Origin of the sequence: Pseudideonella sakaiensis (genome assembly GCF_048320135.1) — a bacterium.
In the GTDB taxonomy this organism is placed as follows: domain Bacteria; phylum Pseudomonadota; class Gammaproteobacteria; order Burkholderiales; family Burkholderiaceae_C; genus Ideonella_A; species Ideonella_A sakaiensis_A.
On record NZ_CP182947.1, the window covers coordinates 2,581,698 to 2,602,454 of the forward strand.

At 66.7% G+C, this 20,757-nt stretch carries 22 protein-coding genes; 6 read left to right on the top strand and 16 right to left on the bottom strand.

Annotated features, from left to right (window positions below; genetic code table 11):
* Positions 1–5: 5 nt before the first annotated feature.
* Positions 6–920: a ParB/RepB/Spo0J family partition protein gene (locus ACNH6H_RS11630; protein WP_418317826.1), complete on the bottom strand. Its 915-nt coding sequence runs from the start codon at positions 918–920 to the stop codon at positions 6–8.
* A 103-nt stretch (positions 921–1,023) separates the two neighbouring features.
* Here ACNH6H_RS11630 and argC point away from each other — a divergent pair, with 103 nt between their 5' ends.
* A complete protein-coding gene (argC, locus tag ACNH6H_RS11635; protein WP_418317828.1) occupies positions 1,024–1,965 on the top strand; it encodes an N-acetyl-gamma-glutamyl-phosphate reductase in 942 nt (313 codons plus the stop codon).
* Between the two features lie 23 nt (positions 1,966–1,988).
* Here the strand turns inward: argC and ACNH6H_RS11640 are convergent, their stop codons facing one another.
* From ACNH6H_RS11640 to mnmG, 3 genes are all read right to left on the bottom strand, one after another.
* On the bottom strand, positions 1,989–2,813 hold the full coding sequence (locus ACNH6H_RS11640) for a ParA family protein (protein ID WP_418317830.1): 825 nt from the start codon (positions 2,811–2,813) through the stop codon (positions 1,989–1,991).
* 84 nt (positions 2,814–2,897) lie between these two features.
* Positions 2,898–3,563, bottom strand: a complete 666-nt coding sequence (rsmG, locus tag ACNH6H_RS11645; RefSeq protein ID WP_418317832.1) for a 16S rRNA (guanine(527)-N(7))-methyltransferase RsmG — start codon at positions 3,561–3,563, stop codon at positions 2,898–2,900.
* Entirely contained in the window at positions 3,553–5,583 is a 2,031-nt protein-coding gene (mnmG, locus tag ACNH6H_RS11650; RefSeq protein WP_418317834.1) for a tRNA uridine-5-carboxymethylaminomethyl(34) synthesis enzyme MnmG, read from the bottom strand. Before mnmG ends, rsmG begins: the two co-directional genes overlap by 11 nt.
* A gap of 120 nt (positions 5,584–5,703) precedes the next feature.
* On the opposite strand from mnmG, the gene ACNH6H_RS11655 reads away from it, so the two are divergent.
* Both ACNH6H_RS11655 and ACNH6H_RS11660 read left to right on the top strand, forming a co-directional pair.
* Positions 5,704–5,967 carry a YkgJ family cysteine cluster protein gene (locus ACNH6H_RS11655; RefSeq protein WP_418317836.1) on the top strand — a complete coding sequence of 88 codons (264 nt, stop codon included), beginning with the start codon at positions 5,704–5,706 and terminating at the stop codon, positions 5,965–5,967.
* A gap of 130 nt (positions 5,968–6,097) precedes the next feature.
* Positions 6,098–6,460, top strand: a complete 363-nt coding sequence (locus ACNH6H_RS11660) for a hypothetical protein (RefSeq protein WP_418317838.1) — start codon at positions 6,098–6,100, stop codon at positions 6,458–6,460.
* 19 nt (positions 6,461–6,479) lie between these two features.
* Here ACNH6H_RS11660 and ACNH6H_RS11665 read toward each other — a convergent pair whose 3' ends face one another.
* On the bottom strand, positions 6,480–7,178 hold the full coding sequence (locus tag ACNH6H_RS11665) for a hypothetical protein (protein WP_418317840.1): 699 nt from the start codon (positions 7,176–7,178) through the stop codon (positions 6,480–6,482).
* 204 nt (positions 7,179–7,382) lie between these two features.
* Here ACNH6H_RS11665 and ACNH6H_RS11670 point away from each other — a divergent pair, with 204 nt between their 5' ends.
* Positions 7,383–9,296, top strand: a complete 1,914-nt coding sequence (locus tag ACNH6H_RS11670; RefSeq protein WP_418317842.1) for a hybrid sensor histidine kinase/response regulator — start codon at positions 7,383–7,385, stop codon at positions 9,294–9,296.
* Between the two features lie 13 nt (positions 9,297–9,309).
* On the opposite strand, the gene ACNH6H_RS11675 is transcribed toward ACNH6H_RS11670, so the two are convergent.
* The 4 genes from ACNH6H_RS11675 to ACNH6H_RS11690 are packed head-to-tail and all read right to left on the bottom strand — an operon-like array spanning position 9,310 to position 13,236.
* Complete coding sequence (locus tag ACNH6H_RS11675; protein ID WP_418317844.1) at positions 9,310–9,780, bottom strand: GNAT family N-acetyltransferase; 471 nt, start codon at positions 9,778–9,780, stop codon at positions 9,310–9,312.
* Positions 9,780–10,952 carry an ABC transporter permease gene (locus ACNH6H_RS11680; protein WP_418317846.1) on the bottom strand — a complete coding sequence of 391 codons (1,173 nt, stop codon included), beginning with the start codon at positions 10,950–10,952 and terminating at the stop codon, positions 9,780–9,782. The genes ACNH6H_RS11675 and ACNH6H_RS11680 overlap by 1 nt, the downstream gene beginning before the upstream one ends.
* On the bottom strand, positions 10,949–11,749 hold the full coding sequence (locus ACNH6H_RS11685; RefSeq protein WP_418317848.1) for an ATP-binding cassette domain-containing protein: 801 nt from the start codon (positions 11,747–11,749) through the stop codon (positions 10,949–10,951). Before ACNH6H_RS11685 ends, ACNH6H_RS11680 begins: the two co-directional genes overlap by 4 nt.
* The gene (locus ACNH6H_RS11690; RefSeq protein ID WP_418317850.1) at positions 11,746–13,236 is read right to left on the bottom strand and encodes an alpha/beta hydrolase; all 1,491 of its coding nucleotides are present in this window, start codon (positions 13,234–13,236) and stop codon (positions 11,746–11,748) included. Before ACNH6H_RS11690 ends, ACNH6H_RS11685 begins: the two co-directional genes overlap by 4 nt.
* Positions 13,237–13,385: 149 nt before the next feature.
* Between ACNH6H_RS11690 and ACNH6H_RS11695 the strand changes: the two genes are divergently transcribed.
* A complete protein-coding gene (locus tag ACNH6H_RS11695; protein WP_418317852.1) occupies positions 13,386–14,180 on the top strand; it encodes a DUF1223 domain-containing protein in 795 nt (264 codons plus the stop codon).
* Between the two features lie 31 nt (positions 14,181–14,211).
* Here ACNH6H_RS11695 and ACNH6H_RS11700 read toward each other — a convergent pair whose 3' ends face one another.
* Together ACNH6H_RS11700 and ACNH6H_RS11705 are read right to left on the bottom strand one after the other, a co-directional pair.
* The gene (locus ACNH6H_RS11700; RefSeq protein ID WP_418317854.1) at positions 14,212–14,580 is read right to left on the bottom strand and encodes a glutaredoxin domain-containing protein; all 369 of its coding nucleotides are present in this window, start codon (positions 14,578–14,580) and stop codon (positions 14,212–14,214) included.
* A gap of 45 nt (positions 14,581–14,625) precedes the next feature.
* Positions 14,626–15,537, bottom strand: coding sequence for a pirin family protein (locus tag ACNH6H_RS11705; RefSeq protein WP_418317856.1), 912 nt, complete (start codon positions 15,535–15,537; stop codon positions 14,626–14,628).
* Between the two features lie 29 nt (positions 15,538–15,566).
* On the opposite strand from ACNH6H_RS11705, the gene ACNH6H_RS11710 reads away from it, so the two are divergent.
* Positions 15,567–16,025: a hypothetical protein gene (locus ACNH6H_RS11710; RefSeq protein ID WP_418317858.1), complete on the top strand. Its 459-nt coding sequence runs from the start codon at positions 15,567–15,569 to the stop codon at positions 16,023–16,025.
* On the opposite strand, the gene ACNH6H_RS11715 is transcribed toward ACNH6H_RS11710, so the two are convergent.
* From ACNH6H_RS11715 to ACNH6H_RS11735, 5 genes are all read right to left on the bottom strand, one after another.
* Positions 16,026–17,630, bottom strand: a complete 1,605-nt coding sequence (locus tag ACNH6H_RS11715) for a thioredoxin fold domain-containing protein (protein ID WP_418317859.1) — start codon at positions 17,628–17,630, stop codon at positions 16,026–16,028.
* 32 nt (positions 17,631–17,662) lie between these two features.
* On the bottom strand, positions 17,663–18,442 hold the full coding sequence (locus ACNH6H_RS11720) for a hypothetical protein (RefSeq protein WP_418317860.1): 780 nt from the start codon (positions 18,440–18,442) through the stop codon (positions 17,663–17,665).
* A gap of 78 nt (positions 18,443–18,520) precedes the next feature.
* Positions 18,521–19,135 carry a histone gene (locus ACNH6H_RS11725; protein WP_418317861.1) on the bottom strand — a complete coding sequence of 205 codons (615 nt, stop codon included), beginning with the start codon at positions 19,133–19,135 and terminating at the stop codon, positions 18,521–18,523.
* Positions 19,136–19,280: 145 nt separating this feature from the next.
* A complete protein-coding gene (locus tag ACNH6H_RS11730; RefSeq protein WP_418317863.1) occupies positions 19,281–19,559 on the bottom strand; it encodes a DUF427 domain-containing protein in 279 nt (92 codons plus the stop codon).
* Positions 19,560–19,597: 38 nt separating this feature from the next.
* Positions 19,598–20,581, bottom strand: coding sequence for a helix-turn-helix transcriptional regulator (locus ACNH6H_RS11735; protein ID WP_418317864.1), 984 nt, complete (start codon positions 20,579–20,581; stop codon positions 19,598–19,600).
* Between the last annotated feature and the right edge of the window lie 176 nt (positions 20,582–20,757).

A 20,757-nucleotide genomic window follows, 5' to 3' on the forward strand; every position in this document is an offset into this window, starting at 1 on the left:
CCGGCTCAGCGGGCCGGCAGGCCCAGGCGCTCGAGCAGCCCGTTCAGCTCGTCGAGCGAACCGAAGCCGATCTTCAGCTCACCCTGTTCGCCGCGTTTGCCGCGTTTCTTGACCTGGATCTTCACCGGCGCGGTCAATACGTCCGACAGTTCCTGCTCGATGCGCTGGATATCGCGCGACGGTTCATGGCGCGCACGGATCAGCGGCTGCTGCCGCGCATGGCCGCTGAGCCGCGCGACCAGCTTCTCCGCCTCGCGCACGCTCAGCTTGCGTGCGGCGATCTCGGTCGCCTGCAGGATCTGCTGGGCGCCGTCGAGCGGCAGCAGCGCACGTGCATGGCCCATGTCGATGTCGCCAGCCATCAGCATCTGCTGCACCGGTTCGGCCAGATTGAGCAGGCGCAGCAGGTTGCTCGCCGCACTGCGTGAACGGCCGACCGCCTGCGCCGCCTGCTCGTGGGTCAGGCCGAACTCGTCGGTCAAGCGCTTCAGGCCCTGTGCCTCCTCGAGCGGATTCAGGTCCTCGCGCTGGATATTCTCGATCAGCGCCATTGCCGCGGCCGATTCATCGGGCACGTCCCGGACCAGCACCGGCACCTCGTCGAGCCCGGCGATGCCAGCGGCGCGGAAACGGCGTTCGCCGGCAATGATCTCGTAACGGCCGTCGGCCGCCGGGCCGACCGGCCGCACCAGGATCGGCTGCATCACGCCCTGCGCCTTGATGCTCTCGGCGAGTTCGTACAACGAGCCTTCGTCCATCCGCGTGCGCGGCTGGTATTTGCCGGCCTGCAGTGCCGACAGTTTCAGGCTGGCCGGCGTCGTGCCTTCGGCGGGCGACGGCGTCTCGCCGGCCTCCTTGACGCGTGGGCCGAGCAGTGCCTCGAGACCGAGGCCCAGACCTTTGGGTTTCTTCGTGACCATGGGTGATTGTCGGTGATTGCTGAGCCGGCTTCGTTCAACGCCGAGCACACGCGCGGCGCGTTGCCCTTATCCTTGAGGCCTGGATCAGCAAGGAGAATATTGGATGGCTTATCGAATCTTCGTCGACGGGCAGGAAGGCACGACCGGCCTGCGGATCCACGAATACCTTGCGCAGCGCAACGACGTCGAACTGTTGCGAATCGACGCCGACAAGCGAAAAGACCCGGCCGAACGTGCGCGCCTGCTGAATGCGGCAGACGTCGCATTCTTGTGTCTGCCGGATGCCGCGTCGCGCGAAGCGGCGGCGATGGTCGACAACCCGAACACCTGCCTGATCGATGCCAGCACCGCGCATCGCACGGCGTCCGACTGGGTATTCGGTCTGCCTGAATTGTCGCCGCAGCAGCGTGACCTGATCCGCTCGAGCAAGCGGATCTCGAATCCGGGCTGCCACGCCAGTTCGTTCATCCTGCTGCTGCGGCCGCTGGTCGATGCGGGGCTGATCCCTGACACGCTGACCGTCAGCGCGACGTCGATCACCGGGTATTCGGGTGGCGGCAAGAAGATGATCGAGCAGTACGAGGCGGGCGGCGACGCCCGCCTGCAGGCGCCGAGGCCGTACGGGCTCAGTCTTGCGCACAAGCACATTCCGGAAATGACGCGTCACACCGGGCTGGCGAAGCCGCCGATCTTCATGCCGATCGTCGGCCCGTTCTACAAGGGTCTGGCGGTGACGGTGCCACTGGCCCTTGCCGATCTGAAGGGTTCGCCGACGGGCAGCGATCTGCATCGCGTCTTTGCCGAGCGTTACCAGGGCGAGCGCTTCATCCGCGTGATGCCGCTGTCGGACCCCGCAACACTCGAATCCGGATTTTTCGACGTGCAGGCCAACAACGACAGCAACAACGTCGACATCTTCATTTTTGCCAATGACAGCCAGGCGCTGCTGATTGCCCGCCTCGACAACCTCGGCAAGGGGGCAAGCGGCGCAGCGGTGCAGGCGATGAATGTCCATCTCGGGCTCGACGAGGCGACCGGACTCTGAGCCGGTGCTGGCCGGCGGCCGCCTCAGAGCGGTCCGGCGGCGCTGTCGGTGGCCGCAGCCGGTCGGCTGCCGAGCGGGCGCAAGCGGTCGATCCGCTGCACCATCTCGGCGGCAAACTGGACAAAGGCCTGGGCGCCCTTCGATGACGGGTCGAAGACAACACCGGGCAAGCCATAACTCGGCGCTTCGGCCAGCCGGACATTGCGCGGGATCACCGAATCGAAAACCTTGTCGGCGAAATGCGCCTTCAACTGGTCGCTGACCTGCTGCTGCAGCGTGATCCGCGGATCGAACATCACCCGCAGCAGACCGATGATCTGCAGATCCGGGTTCAGGTTGGCATGCACCTGCTTGATCGTATTGACCAGATCGGACAACCCCTCGAGCGCAAAATATTCGCACTGCATCGGCACGATCACGCCGTGCGCGCCGCACAGGCCGTTCAGCGTCAGCAGACTCAGTGACGGCGGACAGTCGATCAACACGAAGTCGTAGGCATCGCCGACTTCTGCCAATGCTTGCTTCAGCCGCAGATTGCGTCGCTCGAGATCGACCAGTTCGACTTCGGCGCCGGCCAGTTCACGGTTGGCGCCGATCACGTCGTAACCGACCTTCGGATTGCGCTGGGTCGCTTCCGCGGCACTGCAGCTTTCGAGCAGCACGTCGTAGACGGTCAGTTGAAGGCTGCGCTTGTCGATGCCCGATCCCATCGTCGCATTGCCCTGCGGATCGAGGTCGACGACGAGCACGCGCTGGCCAATGCGGGCAAGCCCGGCGGCCAGGTTGACGGCCGTCGTGGTTTTGCCGACCCCGCCTTTCTGATTCGCGACACAGAAGATTCGAGCCATCGGGTTCCGGAGATAAAACAAGCTTCAAGCCCGGCTGCTCATTCGCGACCGGTCCGCAGCCGTATTATCGTCTGCCCCTGCTGGTCAGCCAGTCGGGCGCATCCAGACCAGGCAACGCTCCCCATCCAGGTCCGGCGGATGCAGGTGTTCCACGTGAAACACATCGACGGCCGCGGGGAGGGCTGCCAGTTCATCGTCCGGGCGCCGACCCTTCATCGCCATCCAGGTTCCACGGCCCTCGGACAAATGGGACCGAGTCAGCCGCGTGAAATCGTTGAGTGATGCAAAGGCACGCGAGGTGATCACATCCGCGGCCAGCGGAGACAGATCCTCGATCCGGGCATGCAAAGCACGGGCATTCTGGAGCCCAAGTTCGGCAATCACCTGCCGGATAAAGCCGACTTTCTTGCCGACGCTGTCCACACAAGTGACCTGGCACGCTGGCAAGGCAATCGCAATCGTCAGCCCGGGAAAACCGGCCCCACTGCCGACATCGACCAGCGTCGCACTTTCATCGCCGCTCGCCGCCTGCAGATGCCGGCGCAGCGGCGGCACGATCGCGAGACTGTCGACCAGGTGCTGGCGGACCATGTCCGCCGGGTCACGAACCGCGGTCAGGTTATAGGCCTTGTTCCATTTCGCCAGCAGATCGATGTGGCCAACAAGTTGCCCGATCTGCCTGCTGTCCAGCGAGATGCCGAGTTTGTCGGCCGCCTGCTCGAGCTGAGCAGCCGCGCTTTCAAGCGGCATGGCTGGTGGCGTCGTCGCCGGCGTTTGCGCTGGTTTCGGCCTGCGCCGCAGGCAAGTTGGCAAACCCCTTGAAGCGTCCCTTTTTCAGGTGCACCAGCAGCAACGAAACAGCGGCCGGCGTGATGCCCGACATCCGTGATGCCTGTCCCAGGGTTTCGGGGCGGGCACGGCCGAGCGTCTGCCGCGCCTCGAAACTGAGCGCCGACACACTGCTGTAGTCCAGATCCGGCGGCAGCTTCAGATGCTCGAATTGCGACGCGCGCAGCACATCTTCTTTCTGCTTGTCGATATAGCCGGCATATTTGATGCCGATCTCGAGCTGCTCGATCACGGTATCTGCAAGGCGTGTGCCGAGCTCCTCGACCAACGCAGATCGCGACAGGCCGGCATCCGGATTGGCAACCGCGGCAATCTGTTCGAGCTTCGAATAATCGACGCCGGGCCGCTTCAGCAACTCGGCGTGGCTGTATTCATGTTCGAGCGGGCGGCCGAGCAGCTGTTGCGCCTTCTCGGCGGGCAGCGTCTGCGGCCGTACCCACAAGCTCTTCAGCTTCGCTGTTTCACGTGAAACAGCGTCACGTTTTCGGCAAAAGGCATCCCAACGCACGTCATCGACCAATCCGAGTCGGCGACCGATTTTGGTCAGCCGCAAGTCGGCATTGTCCTCGCGCAGTTGCAGCCGAAATTCGGCGCGACTCGTGAACATCCGGTAGGGCTCGGTCACGCCCTTGGTGATCAAGTCGTCGACCAGCACGCCGAGATAAGCCTCGTCGCGCGCCGGTGTCCAAGGCTGTTCGCCCTTGACCTGCAATGCAGCATTCAGGCCGGCGAACAATCCCTGGGCAGCCGCCTCTTCATAACCGGTCGTGCCATTGATCTGGCCGGCAAAAAACAGGCCTTCGATCCCCTTGGTCTCGAAACTCGCTTTCAGCGAACGCGGGTCGAAATAGTCGTATTCAATGGCGTAGCCGGGGCGCAGGATGTGCGCTTGCTCGAGGCCCTTCATGCTTCGAACCGTTGCCAGCTGGATGTCGAACGGCAGGCTGGTCGAGATGCCGTTCGGGTAGTACTCGTTGGTATTCAGCCCCTCGGGTTCGAGGAAGATCTGATGCGAATCCTTATCGGCAAAGCGATTCACCTTGTCTTCGATGCTCGGGCAATAACGCGGCCCGACCCCTTCGATCACACCGGTGAACATCGGACTGCGGTCAAAACCGCTGCGGATGATCTCGTGAGTCCGCGCATTGGTGTGCGTGATCCAGCAGGGCAGCTGCGCCGGATGCTGCGACGGGTCGCCGAGAAAACTGAACACCGGCATCGGCACTGCCGGCGCGCTGCCGTCGATTCCGGGCGAACCGTCGCCGTCCTGCCGTTCCAGCACGCTGAAATCGATGCTGCGCCCGTCGATCCGCGGCGGGGTGCCAGTCTTCAGCCGCCCCTGCGGCAGCGCAAGTTCCTTCAATCGGGCCGACAGACGCTGCGCCGGCGGGTCTCCTGCGCGTCCGGCGGCATGGTTCTGCAGGCCGACATGGACGCGCCCGTCGAGGAAGGTGCCGGCAGTCAGCACAACCGTGCGCGCGGCAAAGTGCACACCCATCTGGGTGATTGCACCGGTGACCCGGCCACCCTCGACGCTCAAGTCGTCGCAGGCACCCTGGAACAGCCACAGGTTCGGCTGGTTTTCGAGCCGGTGACGGATTGCCGCGCGGTACAGCACGCGATCGGCCTGCGCACGGGTCGCGCGCACCGCTGGTCCCTTCGAACCGTTCAGGATCCGGAACTGGATACCGGCCTCGTCGGTCGCCGCAGCCATCGCACCACCAAGCGCGTCGATTTCCTTCACCAGGTGGCCCTTGCCGATGCCGCCGATCGACGGGTTGCAGCTCATCTGGCCGAGCGTCTCGATGTTGTGTGTCAGCAGCAGCGTCTTGCAACCCATCCGCGCGGCGGCGAGCGCCGCCTCGGTGCCGGCGTGGCCGCCGCCGACAACGATGACATCGAACTGGGTTGGGAACAACATGGAAGCCGCCTGGGTACTGAGCAAGCGGCAATTGTAGGCAGCGGGGTCTGCGGCGGTCGGTCAGCGGGCGCAATCCACCGCGGATCACAGGGGTGCGACGCGGTCAGGCAGAATCGGCCGATGTTTTGCCGTCCCGGATGCGGAGCCTGCTGCACCGCACCATCGATCTCGTCCGCCATTCCGGGGATGCCGAACGGCAAGCCGGCTGGGGTCCGCTGCGTGCAACTCGACGCCACCAACCGCTGCCGGATCTTCGGGCAACCGGAGCGGCCGAGCGTCTGCGCCTCGCTGCAGCCGTCGGCGGAGATGTGCGGCGATTCGCAGCGCGATGCAATGCGCTGGATCGCCGAACTCGAGCTGGCCAGCGCACCGGCTCATCAATAACGATGTTGCAGCCTCAGGTTCTTTCGGCAACAGTCGATATCTGACCGTTCGGCATGCTGTTGCGCCTGTTCAATGCCGGCCGCTGTCTCGCCAACCCGAGATCCGATCCACCCCAACCGGAGGGACCAACTTGAGCAATGCCCGTTTCGACGAACTGCAAGAACAGGACGACGTATTTTTTCTTCCTGCCCACGGCCTGTTTGCCGACTGGGAAACCGCGAAGGGCTGCGTGCGGCTGACCGACGACTTTGCCGAGACCTCCACGTTCGTCCAGATCAAGGTGCTCGGCGACTGGAAGCGCGATATCGCGGCGCAACAGGCGGCGGCATTTCTAACGCTGTTCCGCCATGTCGCGCCGGCGATGGGCAACCTGAGCCGGGCTGAGAAGATTGCGCAGTTCCGCCGCATCTGCGCCGATGAGGGCATCGACTGCGACGACGGCGTCGCCGAATTGCTGACCGAGGCCGACGACAAGCCGGCCGTCCAGCCCTGAGCGGCGACGCCGACGTGGTTCAAGCCAGCGCAGGTTCGGGGGTCGTTTCTGCCGGTGCCAGCCGTGCAGCGCGCTGCGTGGCAAACTCCGCCGGCCGGAACAGGTTGATGTCCGGGTGTGTCGTCTCGAATATGAAGGCGTACAACGCGTTGCCGGACGCCAGCCAGGTGCGTTCCGCGGTGACGACGTCGAACGCCAGGATGCGATGCGGTACACCGCCGGCATAGGTGAGGGGAATCATTCGCCGGTCTTCGTAGATATCGTCGAAGCCGAGTCGCTGGTATTGCCTGACCAGCGCCTCGCTGCGAGCGCCGATCACCATCCAGCGCGCCTGGGCGGCTTGGCAGTACAGATAGGACGCCTTCCAGAGTGCGAGTTTTACCAACGGATCCGCTCCACGCTTCGCCGAGAACCGCGCAATCTCCGCGCGATCCTGGGTTTGCAGCTTGGGAGGCACCGGCGCGCACTGTTCGATCAGCAGGCTGCCGGCGCGGGTGGTCTGGATTCGCGCAGTGCCGATCGCTGCACCAGTCGCCTTGTCGCGGCAAAGGAATATCGCGGTCTCCGGATCGAGATCGATCGCATCGGGTTTCCTCAGGGCGTCGAGCAGACCCGGCATGTGATGACCATAACTTTCGGAGCGCAGCAGGCAGACGTCACGCAAATCGTCGCCGCTGCGGGCCAAGGTGAGATTGAAGTCGAGGGTCTGGCGGGCCATTTTGGTTCCTGGAAACTGAAGGATGTTTGAATTGACAAAATCTCGGTCTGCGCGCACGGGCCGTTGGGACAACGGCGGCCGTCTGCGGCAGCCCGCCGCCAGTGGCGGGCTGCACTCAAGCATAGCGATGCAGCGGTGTTTTCGATGGTCCGGAAAGCCGGGTCGTCGGCCCGCAGATTCGGTCGATCCGCTGGGGAGTGGCCGGTGACGGGAAACCCCGCCTCGACCGACTCGCAGCGGCAGATCGCCGAGCAGATCTCGGCGCAGCAATTGCGCCTGCTGCTGCTGCATACCTCGGTCGGCACGATCGCGGCGACTGCGTTCGCGGTTTTTCTCGCCTACCACCTGCGCCAGGGCGCGCTCGGTGCGGCGATTCATCCCGAATATGTCGATGCCTGGATCCAGCTGAAGATCGGCACCGCGATCATCCGCATCGTCCATTCATTCGTCTACCGCCATTGCGAACATCCTGACCACCGCAAATGGTTGCGCGACACGACCACGCTGCTGGCGATCGACGGCGCGGTCTGGGGCATCGGCTGCACCGCATTGATCCACGAGGCGAGCGAACTCGCCACCTTCATCACCGCAGTGGCCTGCTGCGTCGCGTCGGTGGCGACCTTCGGCCTGCAGATCAGTTTCCGCGCGACCGCCGCCTATGTGGTGCCGATCATCGGCCCGATCGCCGTCGCCTACTTTCTCCGCGGCGACCAGGTCGGCCTGCTCGCCGGCGTCGGCATCTCGATTTTCCTGCTGCTGTTGCTGGCAACCGGCCGGCGCTCGGAAAAGCGGATGGCCGAGGTCTTCCGGCTGCGGATCGAAACCGAACGGATTTCGCAGGAACGCGCCGAAGCGCTCGAACTCGCGCGGATGCACAGTTCGGCGAAGGACCAGTTCCTCGCCGTCGTCAGCCATGAACTGCGCACGCCGTTGCACGGCATTCTCGGCCTGACCCGGCTGACGCAGAGCGAGGTGCCGCCATCCGACGTCACGCTGCATTTCCGGCTCGGCCTGATCGAGGAAGCGGGCGAGCACCTGCAGCGCATGGTCAATGACCTGCTCGACATTTCGATGATCAAGTCGGGGCGGCTCGACCTCGTCGTCGCGCCTTTCGACCTGCCGCGGCAACTCGATCTGTTGCGCGCCACCTACCAGACGCGGGCCAATGAATGCGGCGTGCAATTCCGCATCGCCACCTCGGGCGACGTGATCTCGCCGGTCGAGGGCGATGCAGTGCGCATTGCGCAGGTGCTGAACAATCTGCTCGGCAACGCCTTCAAATTCACGCCGCTCGGCGGCAAGGTGGCGTTGACGGTCGCACGCGCGCGCAAATCCGACATCGTCGAATTCGAGATCGAGGATACCGGCCCCGGCATCCCTGCCGAGGAAATGTCGCGTGTCTTCGAGATCTTCACGCAAGGCCACCATCGGCCGGTTGCGCGCCCCGAGGGCGTCGGGCTCGGGCTGGCAATCGCCCGCCAGCTCGCCAACGCGATGGGCGGCGACGTCACCTGCCGCAGCCAGGTCGGCAAGGGCTCGGTCTTCACGTTCAGCGTGCCGCTGCCACTGGCGAGCACACCACCGGTCGAGTCGACCACGGTCAGCCCGACGGCGAATCGCAGCCGCACGCTGTTCGGCACCGGCCATACCGTCGCGATTGCCGACGACGATTCGAACAGCAGCCTGGTCTGCGGCTCGGTGCTGCGCCGGATCGGCTGCAACGTCGAGGAATTCGCCAATGGCCGGGTGCTGCTCGACCGCATCCTGCGCCGCGGCGCGATGCCCGACCTGATCGTGATGGACTGGGACATGCCGCACATCGACGGCCCGACCGCGACGCAGCGGATCCGCGCCCACGAAAAGGCACATGGCCTGCAGCCAGTTCCGATCATCGGCATTTCCGCCAATGCATCGTCGGGTTCGGCCAAGCTTGCGCTCGAAGCCGGGATGAACTCGTTCATCGCCAAACCCTGCCCGCCGGACGAGATTGCACGCATCGTCGAATCGCTGCTGCCTCACGGCAAGGGCTGGCGCGGCCGGCCGGCGCCGCGGCTCGCCGAGCACAACCGCTTCGACGATCCGGCCAAACGCAGCGATACCAACGAAAACGAGCTGTGACCGGCGGCGGCGCTCAGTCCGCGCCGCGCAGCATCTCGATGTGCGGGATGCCGTCCTCCAGGTATTCGGCGCCGACGGCAACGAAGCCGAAGTCGGCATAGAAGACCTGCAGGTGCGCTTGCGCCGAGATGCGCAGCCGGCGGCCCGGATGGATGCGGCCCGCTTCGACAATCGCCCGCCGCATCAGTTCGCGGCCGAGGCCGCAGCGGCGCATCGCCAGGCTGGTCAACACCCTGCCGATCGACGGCTCCGAATAATTGATGCCGGGGTCGACGATGCGTGCATAGGCGGCGACCTCGCCATCGTGCTGCCACGCGACAAGATGCCATGACGCCGGATCAGCCGTGTCCGCATCGAGGTAGGGGCAGTTCTGCTCGACGACAAAAACCTGCTGGCGCGCCTGCATGATCCGATGCCAGACGGGCGCCGGCAACTGCTCGAGGCGCGACAGCTGCCAGTCCGGCACAGTGGGTTCCGTCGCCATCATTTGACCGCCGCGTGGCGCAACATGCGGCCGAGCAGCAGCAGGCCACCGATCGTCAGCGCCAGCGCAACGCCGCCCGGAATCAGCATCTGCTGCAGGTCGAGGCCTTCGCCTTTCAAGACCCGCGTCATCAGGTTGTGCTGCGCCAGCGCCGGCAGCCACAGGTGCCAGCCGGCTTCACCGGCCGGATTGAACACCGCAACCAGCGGCAGCACCGAAACCACCAGCACGACCAATGTGCTGTTCGCCTGCGCCTCCTTGAAGCTGCGGCAGCGGATCGCCACCGCCATCAGCACCGCCGACAACGCGGCCGCCAGCGGCAGCAGCACGACGAGAAACAGCAGCGCCTCGCGCAGGCCGTACTGGAACAGCGCCTGCAGCGATTCGCTGCGCAGCAGCCACTGCGCGGGTAGAAAACTCAGGCAACTGAGCACCGCGATCAGAAACGCCACGCTGGCGACCGCGCCCCATTTGCCGATCACCAGCGCCAGCTGCGGCGCCGGATTCATCAGCAGCGGCTCCAGCGAGCCGCGTTCGCGCTCGCCGGCGGTGGTGTCGAGCGCGGCATTCAGCGCGCCATACAAGACCGCGATGATCACGAAGAATGGCAACATGCCGGTGATCTGCAGCGCCCGCGTCTGCGGCCCGGCGAGATCGACCTCGTCGACGGCGACCACCTTGACCAGCGCCGGCGCGACGCCGCGCAAGGCCAGCGCCAGTGTTGCGCGTTCATGGTTGAAGGCGTCGATCAGCCGCGCCAGTTGCGGCGCGCCGGCATTGGCCCGCCGGTTCGCACTGTCGCTGACGATCGCGATCCGCGGCAGTTCGCCATCGCGCAGCCGCTGCTCGAAATCGGCATCGATGCGCAGCACCGGTTCGGCCAGGCTCGAATTGCGCAATTGCTGCTCGTATTCGGCCGGCGCCGCGTTGACCGTGAAGGTCTGGCGTTGCAGGAAATTGACCAGCGTCGGCGCATGCGCAACGCCATCGACCAGCACCAGCCGCTGCTCGGCACGCGCCTCGAAACCGGCGATCAGCGTCGACAACGCAATCAGCACCAGCGGTCCCATCAGCACACCGGACAGCAGCACGACCAGCAGCGTGCGCCTGTCGCGCAGCGCATCGACGATCTCCTTGCGCAGCACCTCGGCGGCGGTCTGCCACAGCCTCATGGCGCGCCACCGTCGAACGCGAGCTGCACGAAGGCATCCTCGAAATTGCTGTGCGAGGTGCGCTGCAGCAGCTCATCGACGCTGCCGGCGGCGACGCTGCGGCCACCGGCGACGACAACGACGTGGTCACACAGCTTCTCGACCTCCTGCATGATGTGGGTCGAGATCACGATGCATTTGTTGCCGCCTTCGGCGGTGCGCAGGCGCAGCAGGATGCGGCGCAGCGCGCGGGTCGCGAGCACGTCGAGGCCATTGGTCGGCTCGTCGAGCACGATGTGGCTGGGGTCGTGCGCAAGCGCGCGGGCCAGCGCGGTTTTCATCCGCTCGCCCTGGCTGAAGCCGGCGGTGCGCCGCTCGAGCAGCGGCTTCATCTCGAGCAGTTCGCCGAGCACGTCGGCGCGCTGCTCGGCCTGCTCGCGCGACAAGCCGTGCAGACGCGCGAAATAGACGATGTTCTCGCGCGCCGTCAGCCGCGGGTAGAGACCGCGTGCATCGGACAGGATGCCCATCCGCGCCAGCCCGGCCGCCGGCTGCGCGACGACGTCGATGCCGTCGACGTGGATCGTGCCGGCATCCGGCGAGATCAATCCGGCGAGGATGCGCAGCGTCGTCGTCTTGCCGGCGCCGTTCGGCCCGAGCAGGCCGGTGATGCGGCCGTTTTCGGCGGTGAAGCTGATGTCGCGCACCGCATGGACCGACGTGCGCCGCGCCGGCTGCCACCAGCGGCGCGGCGGCGCGCCAGGGCGGTTGGCCGATTCGGACTTGAACGACCGCGCGAGGTGCTCGATGCGGATCATTGCGACGCCTTCGGCGATGGCGGCAGAAAAACCGGCGGCCGCGGGATCGACTCGGCGCAGCCGCTGTCGACCGCCAGCGCCGCAGCGGCATCGTCGGCAGCGATGAAGCGGTAGACGACATTGCGCATGCAGCCGATGGCCAGCACGCCATGGCCGGCCTTGGCGATCACGCGGTGGCTGGCCATCGCGCCGAGCCGGGCGGCGACCCGCTCGCCGTGGCGCGGCGGCGTCGCCGGGTCGAGGCCACCGCTGAGCAGCAGCACTGGCGTGTCCACCGGCTCGATCCGGTAGAACGCCGGATCGATCGCGCCGCGCGGCCAGTCGGCGCAGATCCGCTGGTACAGCTGCCGCGTCTCGTTGCCGAAGTCGTTGCCGGCCGATGCGCTGTCGGGCTGCGGCAGCCGCGGCAGCCGCGGCAGATCTTCGCTGCAGACGACCGAAAAATGCATGCCGGCGGCAAGCCCGCCGCGCTTGTCGCGCGACGGGTCCGGCGCGACGATCGACGCCAGTGCAGCGAGCGGCTCGAAGCGGCCGGCGGCGGCTTCACCCAGCGCGGCCGGCAATGCCGCGGCGACGGCCGGCTGGTACAGCGCCGCCCGCACCGCGCCGAGCACGATCTCGCGGCTCAGCTGCAGCGTCTGCATGCGACCGCTGCGCGGGTCGCGCAACGATGTCGCCAGCGGCAGCCGCGACAGCAGCGCATGCCAGTCGGTTCGCAGTTGCGGATGGGCTTGGCTGCATGCGGTCTCGCGCTCGCACGCGGCAAACAGCGCGTCGAGGGCTCGCTGGTTGTCGGCAGACATGCTGGCCGGCAAGGCCATGTCGGGCGGTGCGACGCCGTCGAGCACGACCCGCCGCACCGAACCCGGAAACTGGCGCAGCATCTCGAGCGCAACCCGGCTTCCATAGGAAACGCCGATCAGGTTGACGCGTTCGATACCGAGCTGCCGCCGCACCGCATCGAGGTCGGCCACCGCAATCGGCGTCGTGAAAAAACGCAGTCCATCGAGGCCACCGAGCCAGGGCAGGCGCGCGAGTTGCCCGCGGCACTCGGCGAGCCACTGCTGCTGCAGCGCGGCGTCGAACGGCGTCGCAAACCCGGCATCGGGCGGCGGATCACAATCGAGTGGCGCCGAGCGGCCGGTGCCTCGCTGGTCGACGAACAGCAGGTCGCGCCGGTTGTTCAGCCGTTGCAGCAGCGGCAGCACCGCGCCGGCCAGCGACATCGCGCTTTGCCCGGGGCCGCCGGCGAGCAGCACGACCGGATCCGGCAGCTTGCGCCGCGCCAGCGCCGGCACCAGTGCATAAGCGACCTCGATCTGCGGCCCGTCCGGCCGCTGCGGGTCGAGGGGCCGCTGTACGCTGCCGCACCATACCTGGTGCTTCACGCCGGGCAGCCGGCATGGTGTCGGCTCGCCGGCGGCATCTGCCGCAGCGGCGCCGGCCGTCAGCGCCAGCAGGATCAGCAGCCAACGGCAACGAGGCATGGAAGAGGGTGGGATGCGGTGCGGACCATCAACGATGCCGCAAGTGTGCCTTGCAATCGACGGCCCGGCAGCTTGTCAGATCGATGCAGGCTGCGCCGACCAATCGCCATGAGCGCATCATCGACATCGCCTCAGGCCGGGAGCCGCCCATGATTCCCCTGCTTGCCATCGCCGTCGCGCAGACCGGCAGCGGCCGGCGCCTCTGCGCACCGCTGCTGCTCGCCGTGCTCGGCGCCTCCACGTTGCCGGCTTCTGCGGCAGGCTGTGAAGCCCGATCGGGACCGGACCGCAGCACCGTCGTCGAGTTGTATACGTCGGAGGGTTGCAGTTCGTGCCCGCCGGCCGACCGCTGGTTGTCCAGTCTGCGCAGCACGAACAACGGGCCGCAGCCGCTGCTGGCGCTCGCCTTCCACGTCAGCTACTGGGACCGCCTCGGCTGGGCCGACCGCTTTGCCAGCCCGGTCTACAGCGAACGGCAGCGCAGCGTCGTCGCGGCGCAGGGCGGCCGCGTCGTCTATACGCCGCAGGTGATTGTCAACGGCATCGACTGGCGCGGCTGGCCGCGCTTGCCGAAGGCCGGTGCGGCGCCCGTCGACGTGGAGCTGAGCCGCGACGGCAGCAGCGTCACCGCCCGCATCGCCGGCCGCCCGGGCGGCGCCGGCATGCCGATGCAGCTGAGCGGCTACTGGGTCGTGCTGGAGGATGGCCACCACACCGACGTGAGGGCCGGCGAAAACGCCGGTGCCAGCCTGCGCCACGACCATGTCGTCCGCGCCTACCAGCCGGTCGGCAACTGGCCGGCCGACCGCGAACAACACTGGCAATGGCGGCTGCCCGAGATCCCCGATGCCGGTCGCGGCGCGGCGACGACGCGCCGGGTCGCCTTTGTCGTCACCGACCCCACGACGCAGCGGCCGCTGCAGGCGCTGGCGCTGGCGTGCTGATCGGCGCAAGCGAACGGCCGCCAGCCGAAGCTCACTCGCCGAGCAGCCGGTTCAGTTCGCCGCTGGCAATCAGCCGGCCGAGGTCGTTCGAGCCGCCGATCAGCGTTCCTTTCACGAAGACCATCGGAAAAGTCGGCCAGCCGGTCCACATCTTCAGCGCATTGCGGGCCCGCCATTGGCCGAGGTAGCTGCCATAACTCAGGTACTGGTAGGTCTGTCCGGCCGCATCGAGCTGCTTGCGGGCCTTGCGGCAAAACGGGTTGCCAGCCATGCCGACGACCAGGATCGGATGCGACGCGGCGGCCGCCTGCACGTTGTGCACGATGTCGGCATGCAGGTTGGCGATCTTGTCGCGGATCGCCGGATGCTGGCGGGTTTCGTCGAGGATCTGGCGCGGCATGTCTTCTCCTGGAAACGGAATCGGGTTGGATGCAAGCCGGCCCGCTCAACGGGCCAGCTCGCCGCGCTGGAAATCGACCACCGCCTGCTGGATCTCGGCCTGGCTGTTCATCACGAACGGACCATATTGCGCAATCGGCTCGTTCAATGGCCGGCCGGCGACAAGCAAGACCTGCGCAGGCCCCGGCGCATCGGTGGCGACGCAAAAAACGACGCCATCGGCAGCGGGTTCGGTGGTCAGAATCGCCATCTGGCCCGCTTCGACGCGATCAGTCTCGGGCGATGCCGGCGCACCAACAACCACGGCGCCGCTGCGCAGATGCAAAAACGCATTGTGACCGTTCGGAATCGGCTGCTCGAACGACGAGCCGGGCGGCAACGTGATGTCGAGCAGCAGTGGCTCGGTGGTCGGCCGCTGCACCGCGCCGTCGACGCCGTGGCTGCTGCCGGCGATCACCCGCACGCGCACGCCACCCGCCAGCTCGAGCACCGGCACCTGCTGCGGCTCGATGTCGCGGTAGGCCGGCGGGCACAGCTTGTCTTTTGCCGCGAGGTTCACCCACAGCTGGTAACCGGCCATCCGGCCCTGCTGCTGCTCGGGCATCTCGCTGTGGATGATGCCGCGGCCGGCGGTCATCCACTGCACGCTGCCCGGCTCGAGCAAGCCGACATTGCCGACGCTGTCCCGATGGCGCATGCGGCCTTCGAGCATCAACGTGACGGTTTCGAAACCCCGGTGCGGATGGTCGGGAAAGCCGCCGATATAGTCGCTGGCAGCATCGCTGCCGAAGGCGTCGAGCATCAGGAACGGGTCGAGCCGGCGCTGCAGCGGCTGGGCCAGCAACCGGGTCAGCCGGACACCGGCGCCGTCGGAAGTCGGCTGGCCGCGCAGTTGCCGTTCGACGCGGCGCGACTGCGTGACGGTTGGCTGCGGCACGGTTTGAGGAGAGGTGGTCATCGTTGGACGCTGCGCAAAGGAGAAAGCGGATGTCTGTAGATGGTGGCGCGAAGCCGTTTTGCCAGGGGCTGACGGCGGCGGCGGCATCGGTCCGCCGTTTCAGTTGCAACAGGCGGCTGGTGCTGGCCGCGGCCCTCATCTTTCCGATCGCATCCGCCGCGGCCGAACCGCCTGCGCCGTCCGGTCTGATCAACGGGCGGATGTGCGTGCGTCCGCTCGATCCGCAGCGCGGCGCCGGTGATTGCGGGCCGGTCGACATCCTGTTGCTCGGCGCCCGCCATGCGCATGTCGGTTTCAGCGACATCGTCTACCGGCTCGAACTCGACGCCGGACGCATCGATGTGATCCTGATGCACGGCCCGATGCAGATCGATGGTTTCACGACCCGCTACGGATGGCATGGCACCAGGCTCGACTTCAGCGATCCGGAAAAGGGTGTGCGTTACCAGATCCATTTCGACGCCGCGGCATCCGACCTGCCGCGCTGATCAGCTCGCCTTGCCGGCCGCTGCCGGGCGCAGCAGCGCCTGGCAGGTGGTGCGGGCCGCATCGGCCGCCGGCAGTGCGCCGCAAATCGAATCGAGCTGCCGCTGCAGCCGGCCGAGCGCGGCGCGCGCCTTGGCCTGGTCTTGCGCCTCATCGGCCCAGGCCAGCAACTTGCTGCTGACCCGCTTCAGCGACCGCCCGCTGCGTTCATAAAAGGCATCGGGCTTGTCGGCCGCATCGTCGAGCACTTGGCTGGCGACCGCCTCGATCGTCGCGGCAGCCTGCGGCGCAAGGTCGATCAGCGCCGCCAAGTGGCTGGCGCCCCACTGCAGCCGCGTCGCCGAGCCAACGCTCCGCTGGTGCGCCTGTGCATACCAGCGCAGCGCGTCGGCGTTGTCGCCGCGCGCGCGCGCATTGCTCGCCAGCCCGCTCATCAGGTAATACGGCGAGTGGCTCTTCGCCAGATTGGCTTTCAGCAGCCGGTCCGATTCATCGAGCAGGCCGGCGCGCGCCAGCAGGTAGGCGGCGCTGGTGATCACCGCCTGCCGTTCATAGCCGTCGGTGATCTCGCGGTCGTCGCGTTCGACCTGCGCGCGCACCGCCGTCAGCAGCGACGCCGGCAGCTTCGGCGTCTGCCCCGAATCGAGGTCGAGTCGCAGCAGTTCGACACGTGCAAGGCGCGCGCCGAGGCGATCCGCCCGCGACAAGCTTGCATCGGTCGCCAGCCGGTCCAGCGCCAGTTCGAATCGTGCGATCAGCTGCTGGCGCTGCGGCGTCTGTTCGGCGCTCGTGGCCTTGACCAGCGCCACCGTGTCGTTGCCAAGCAGGTCCATCTGCGCCCTGGCACGCGCCGGATCGTCGAGCAGCCTGATCAGCCGATCGCGGTGCTCGGCAGACGGCGTCTTCGTCCGGCTGGCGGCCAGCGAGCGCAGCCACAGGCGATCGGCGGTTTCACGGTCGGCGTCCGGGGCGTTGGCGGCGAGCTGCTGCAGCAGCTGCGCGAGTTCGGCCTTTGGCACGATCTGCTGCTCGTCGGTGCCCCATGAATAAAACGACAACATCCGCCACTCGGCGGCGTCGACCGACTTGCTGCGCGCCGCATCGCGGGCGTCTGCAACCACCGCCTTCAGCGGCCGACGCGCCGCCATGCCGAGGCTCAATACCTCGGTATATTGCTGCGCGGCGACTTCGCCGGGCAGCCGGATCAGCTCGGCGCCATCCGCCGAAAACAGCACCATCGTCGGATAGCCGCGGACCTTGAAGCGCTCGCCGAGCCGCTGCGCGCCTGGCTTGTCGCCATCGACGTAGACCGGCACGAAGGCGCGTGAGCGGGCGATGAATTCCTGCCGGTTGAACAAGGTCGCCTGCACGTGGTTGCACGGCGGGCACCATTTCGCGCCCCAATAAAGAAACAGCGGCTTGCGCTCGGCCTTTGCGCGGGCGAAGGCCGCATCGACGTCGGCATCACGGCTGGCAACAAGCCAGTCGATGCCGACAGTGGCCGGCTGTGCTGCAGCGCTGGCGCCGGCCGGCGTGCCGGATGGCGCCGCTTGCGCTGCCAGCGCCAGCATCAACAGGCACGAGATTGCAATCGGACGAAAAGTCATCGCGACTCCTGGCGCCTCCGACGGTTGGAGGTTCAGGCCGATTGTCGATCAATGCAGGCCGCTTCGTCGGCGTCGGGGGCACAGGCCTCGAGCAGCGGCTGGTCGTCGTCGGGCCGCCAGGCCGGCAGCGCATTGGCGCGAGCCAGCGCAGTCCAGGTCGCCAGCCGCATCACGGTCGGCCGGCGCGGTGCCGGCCGGGCGACGTCGAGCGTGTCGCTGCGCGCGATCAGCACGCCGCACTCAGGCGGAATCTCGTCCGGCTCGGCAATGCCTTCGGCCAGCACATACCAGCATTCGCTGCTGACATGCAGATAGGCAGCGCGTTTGGCCGGGTTGCGCAAGTCGCTGAGCAGATCGGCGCGCCGCACCTTGATCTCGTGCACGGTCGGCGCGAGGTAGGCCTCGACGCTCGAGTTGCGGATCGAGAAGACATCGGGCATCGCGATCACCCACGGCCCGTCGGCGACCGGCTGCGCGCGCAGGCCGAGTCCGCACCAGGTGATGCGGCCGGCGCGCAGCATCTGCGTCGCAACGCGCTGCACGAGCGCCTCGTGTGCGTCGCGCAGCCGGCGGTTGCGCTGCAGTTCGCTCGCCAGCACCGTGACACCGGCATCGCTGACGCGAAGACTCTCACGGCCGCCGCCGTCGAGCCGCCGCTCGAGCCAGCCGGCGGCAATCATCTCGACCTCGAGCAGATCGTGGCACGGCCAGCCGGCGGAGCGCCAGATCGCACGCAGGCGGCGCCGGTGGGCGGCGGTCAGCGCCGGCACGGCGGGCGCCGCGCCGGCATTGGGGAAGCAGGACATCGTCATCGAAAGCGAACGATAACGCGTCGTCCACCCGACGACCGATCGGCCCGGACGAAAACCCGGGCCGGGAGGCAGGCTGGGTCAGGCAGCCGCGGCGGATGCCGGTGATGCCTTTGCCGACTTGCGCGTTGCCTTCTTTTTCGGCGCGGCTTTTGCCGAGGCCTTCACGGTGCTGGTCTTTTTCGGCGCTGCGGCCTTTTTTGCGACATCGGCCTTCTTCACCGTCGTCGCAGCCTTTTTCCTCGATGCCGTGCCGGCCGCGTTTTTCTTCGCGCTGCCGGCCGACTTCTTCGCGGCGCCGCTTTCCTTCTCCATCGCCTTCTTCAAGGCCTTGGCCTTGCGTTCAGCGCTGGCTTCGAGACTCGCCAGCTTCTTGCTGGTGCTGCGCTTGGTCTCCTCGAGCTTCTTTTCGGCTTTCTGGATCGTCTTGTGGGCAGCCTTGCTGGCCTTCTTGAATTCGGCTTGCGCCTTCTTCAATTGCGACTCGGCGAGCTTGACGAGGTTGTTGATCTGCCGCTTCGCCTGGTCGCGGCGCGCCACCGCCTTTTTCTTCGCCTCGGCGATGCCGGCGTTGACCGCCTCGCCCATCGCCTCGAGTTGGTGGCTCATCGCCGTGCCGACTTCACCGGCGGCGGCACTGAGGTTGGCACTCGCCTGAGCGAGTTCGGATTTTTTTGCTGCTTTGCGCGTGGCCATCGGGTCTCCTCCAAGATGTGAATGACACGTCAGCCGGCAATCTACGCCGAGCCGATCGTCTTGGCGTGATCTGGCGCAAAGCGCTGCGCAAATCCGCTGCCGATGCAGCGCCTTTGCAACACTGCAGCACCCGTTGCGGCAAGGCTCATTCGATCTTGACGCCTTTGCCGAATGCGACACGGCCCTTGATCTGCGCTGCGGCCTCGCTCGGCTCGGGGTAATACCAGACGGCGTTTTCGTTCAGGTCGCCGTCGACCATCAGGCTGTGATAGTAGGCCTGACCCTTCCACGGACAGCTGCTGCGGTGGTTGCTGAAGGTCAGGCATTTCTTGTCGAGACTTTCTTCCGGGAAATAGTGGTTGCCCTCGACGACCACCGTGTCGTCGCTTTCGGCGATCGTCACGCCCTTCCAGCTTGCTTTCATGATGTCCTCCTTCAGATAAAACTGCGCGTCGCCGAGGCTCACACATATTGCGCGGCGGCACGCGCCATCCGCTCGGCAATCGTGCGCACCAGCGCGGCGTCGCCAACCACCCGCACATTGTCGCCATGGCGCAGGATGTCCATCGCGATTTCGGTCGGATCGCTGTACGGCACCTGCAATTCGTAGCGGCCGTCGGGCAGCCAGCGCGACTTCTGCTGCGGGTGCCATTCCTCATGCGCCACCCACTGCGCGGCGTCGGGCTGGAAGATCAACGTCGCCCAGCGGATCTTCGCGCCGCCGCCATAGATGCCGTAACCGGCGTCGAGCCGGCTTTCCAGGTCCTTCAGCGCCACCGGCCTGGCGCGGCTGTCGAGCGGCCTCGCCTCGCGGATCGCATCGAGCGCAAAGCGCCGCAAGCCGTCGCTGGCATGACACCAGGCGTCGAGGTACCAGGTATTGCGGTAGTGCAGCAGCCGCTGCGGCGAGACCTCGCGGACGCTTTCGCTGCGGTCGCTGCGCTTGAAATAACGCAGCCAGACGCGCTGGCGGCGCATCAAAGCGCTGCCGAGCAGCTCGAAATAGCGGCTCGGCGCGCGCCGCCGCGCGGTGCCGACGACCTTGACCCGGCGCATCAACTCACGCGCCTCGCCGGCGTCGGCGCCGAGCATTGCCTGCAGCTTGTCCATCATCGGCGACAGGTGGCGCGCCAGCACGCCGTCGTCGTCGAGACCGGCCATCAGCTGGTGCATCGTCAGCAAGGCATGGATTTCGGCCTCGCTGAACCACAGGCCGGGCAGCTGGTGCGCAGCGCCGTTGCGGCCGCCGCCGCCCTGCGCAAAGCGGTAGGCGTTGTCGCCACGGTCGTAGACGATCGGCGCATCCATCCGGTCGCGCAGATATTGCAGATCGCGTTTCAGCGTTGCCGGCGAGACATCGAGCTCTTCGCGCAACACCTCGAAGCTGACCTGGCCGCGGTTGCGCAGCAGCAATTCGATCTTGTAGAAGCGTTCGGTTCGGTCCATCGGCAAGGCTCGCAATGACTGGCTCACCAGCTGAGCCTGCAGCCGAGAGCATACCCGCACCGCGCGGATTGTCAGAATGAGATGTCTGGCTCACGCCATGAGCTTGTGGGGGCGAACAATCGACTCATCGACGGCAAAGCGACCGCCGAACGCCCTTCCCCACGAGCAGGAGTCGA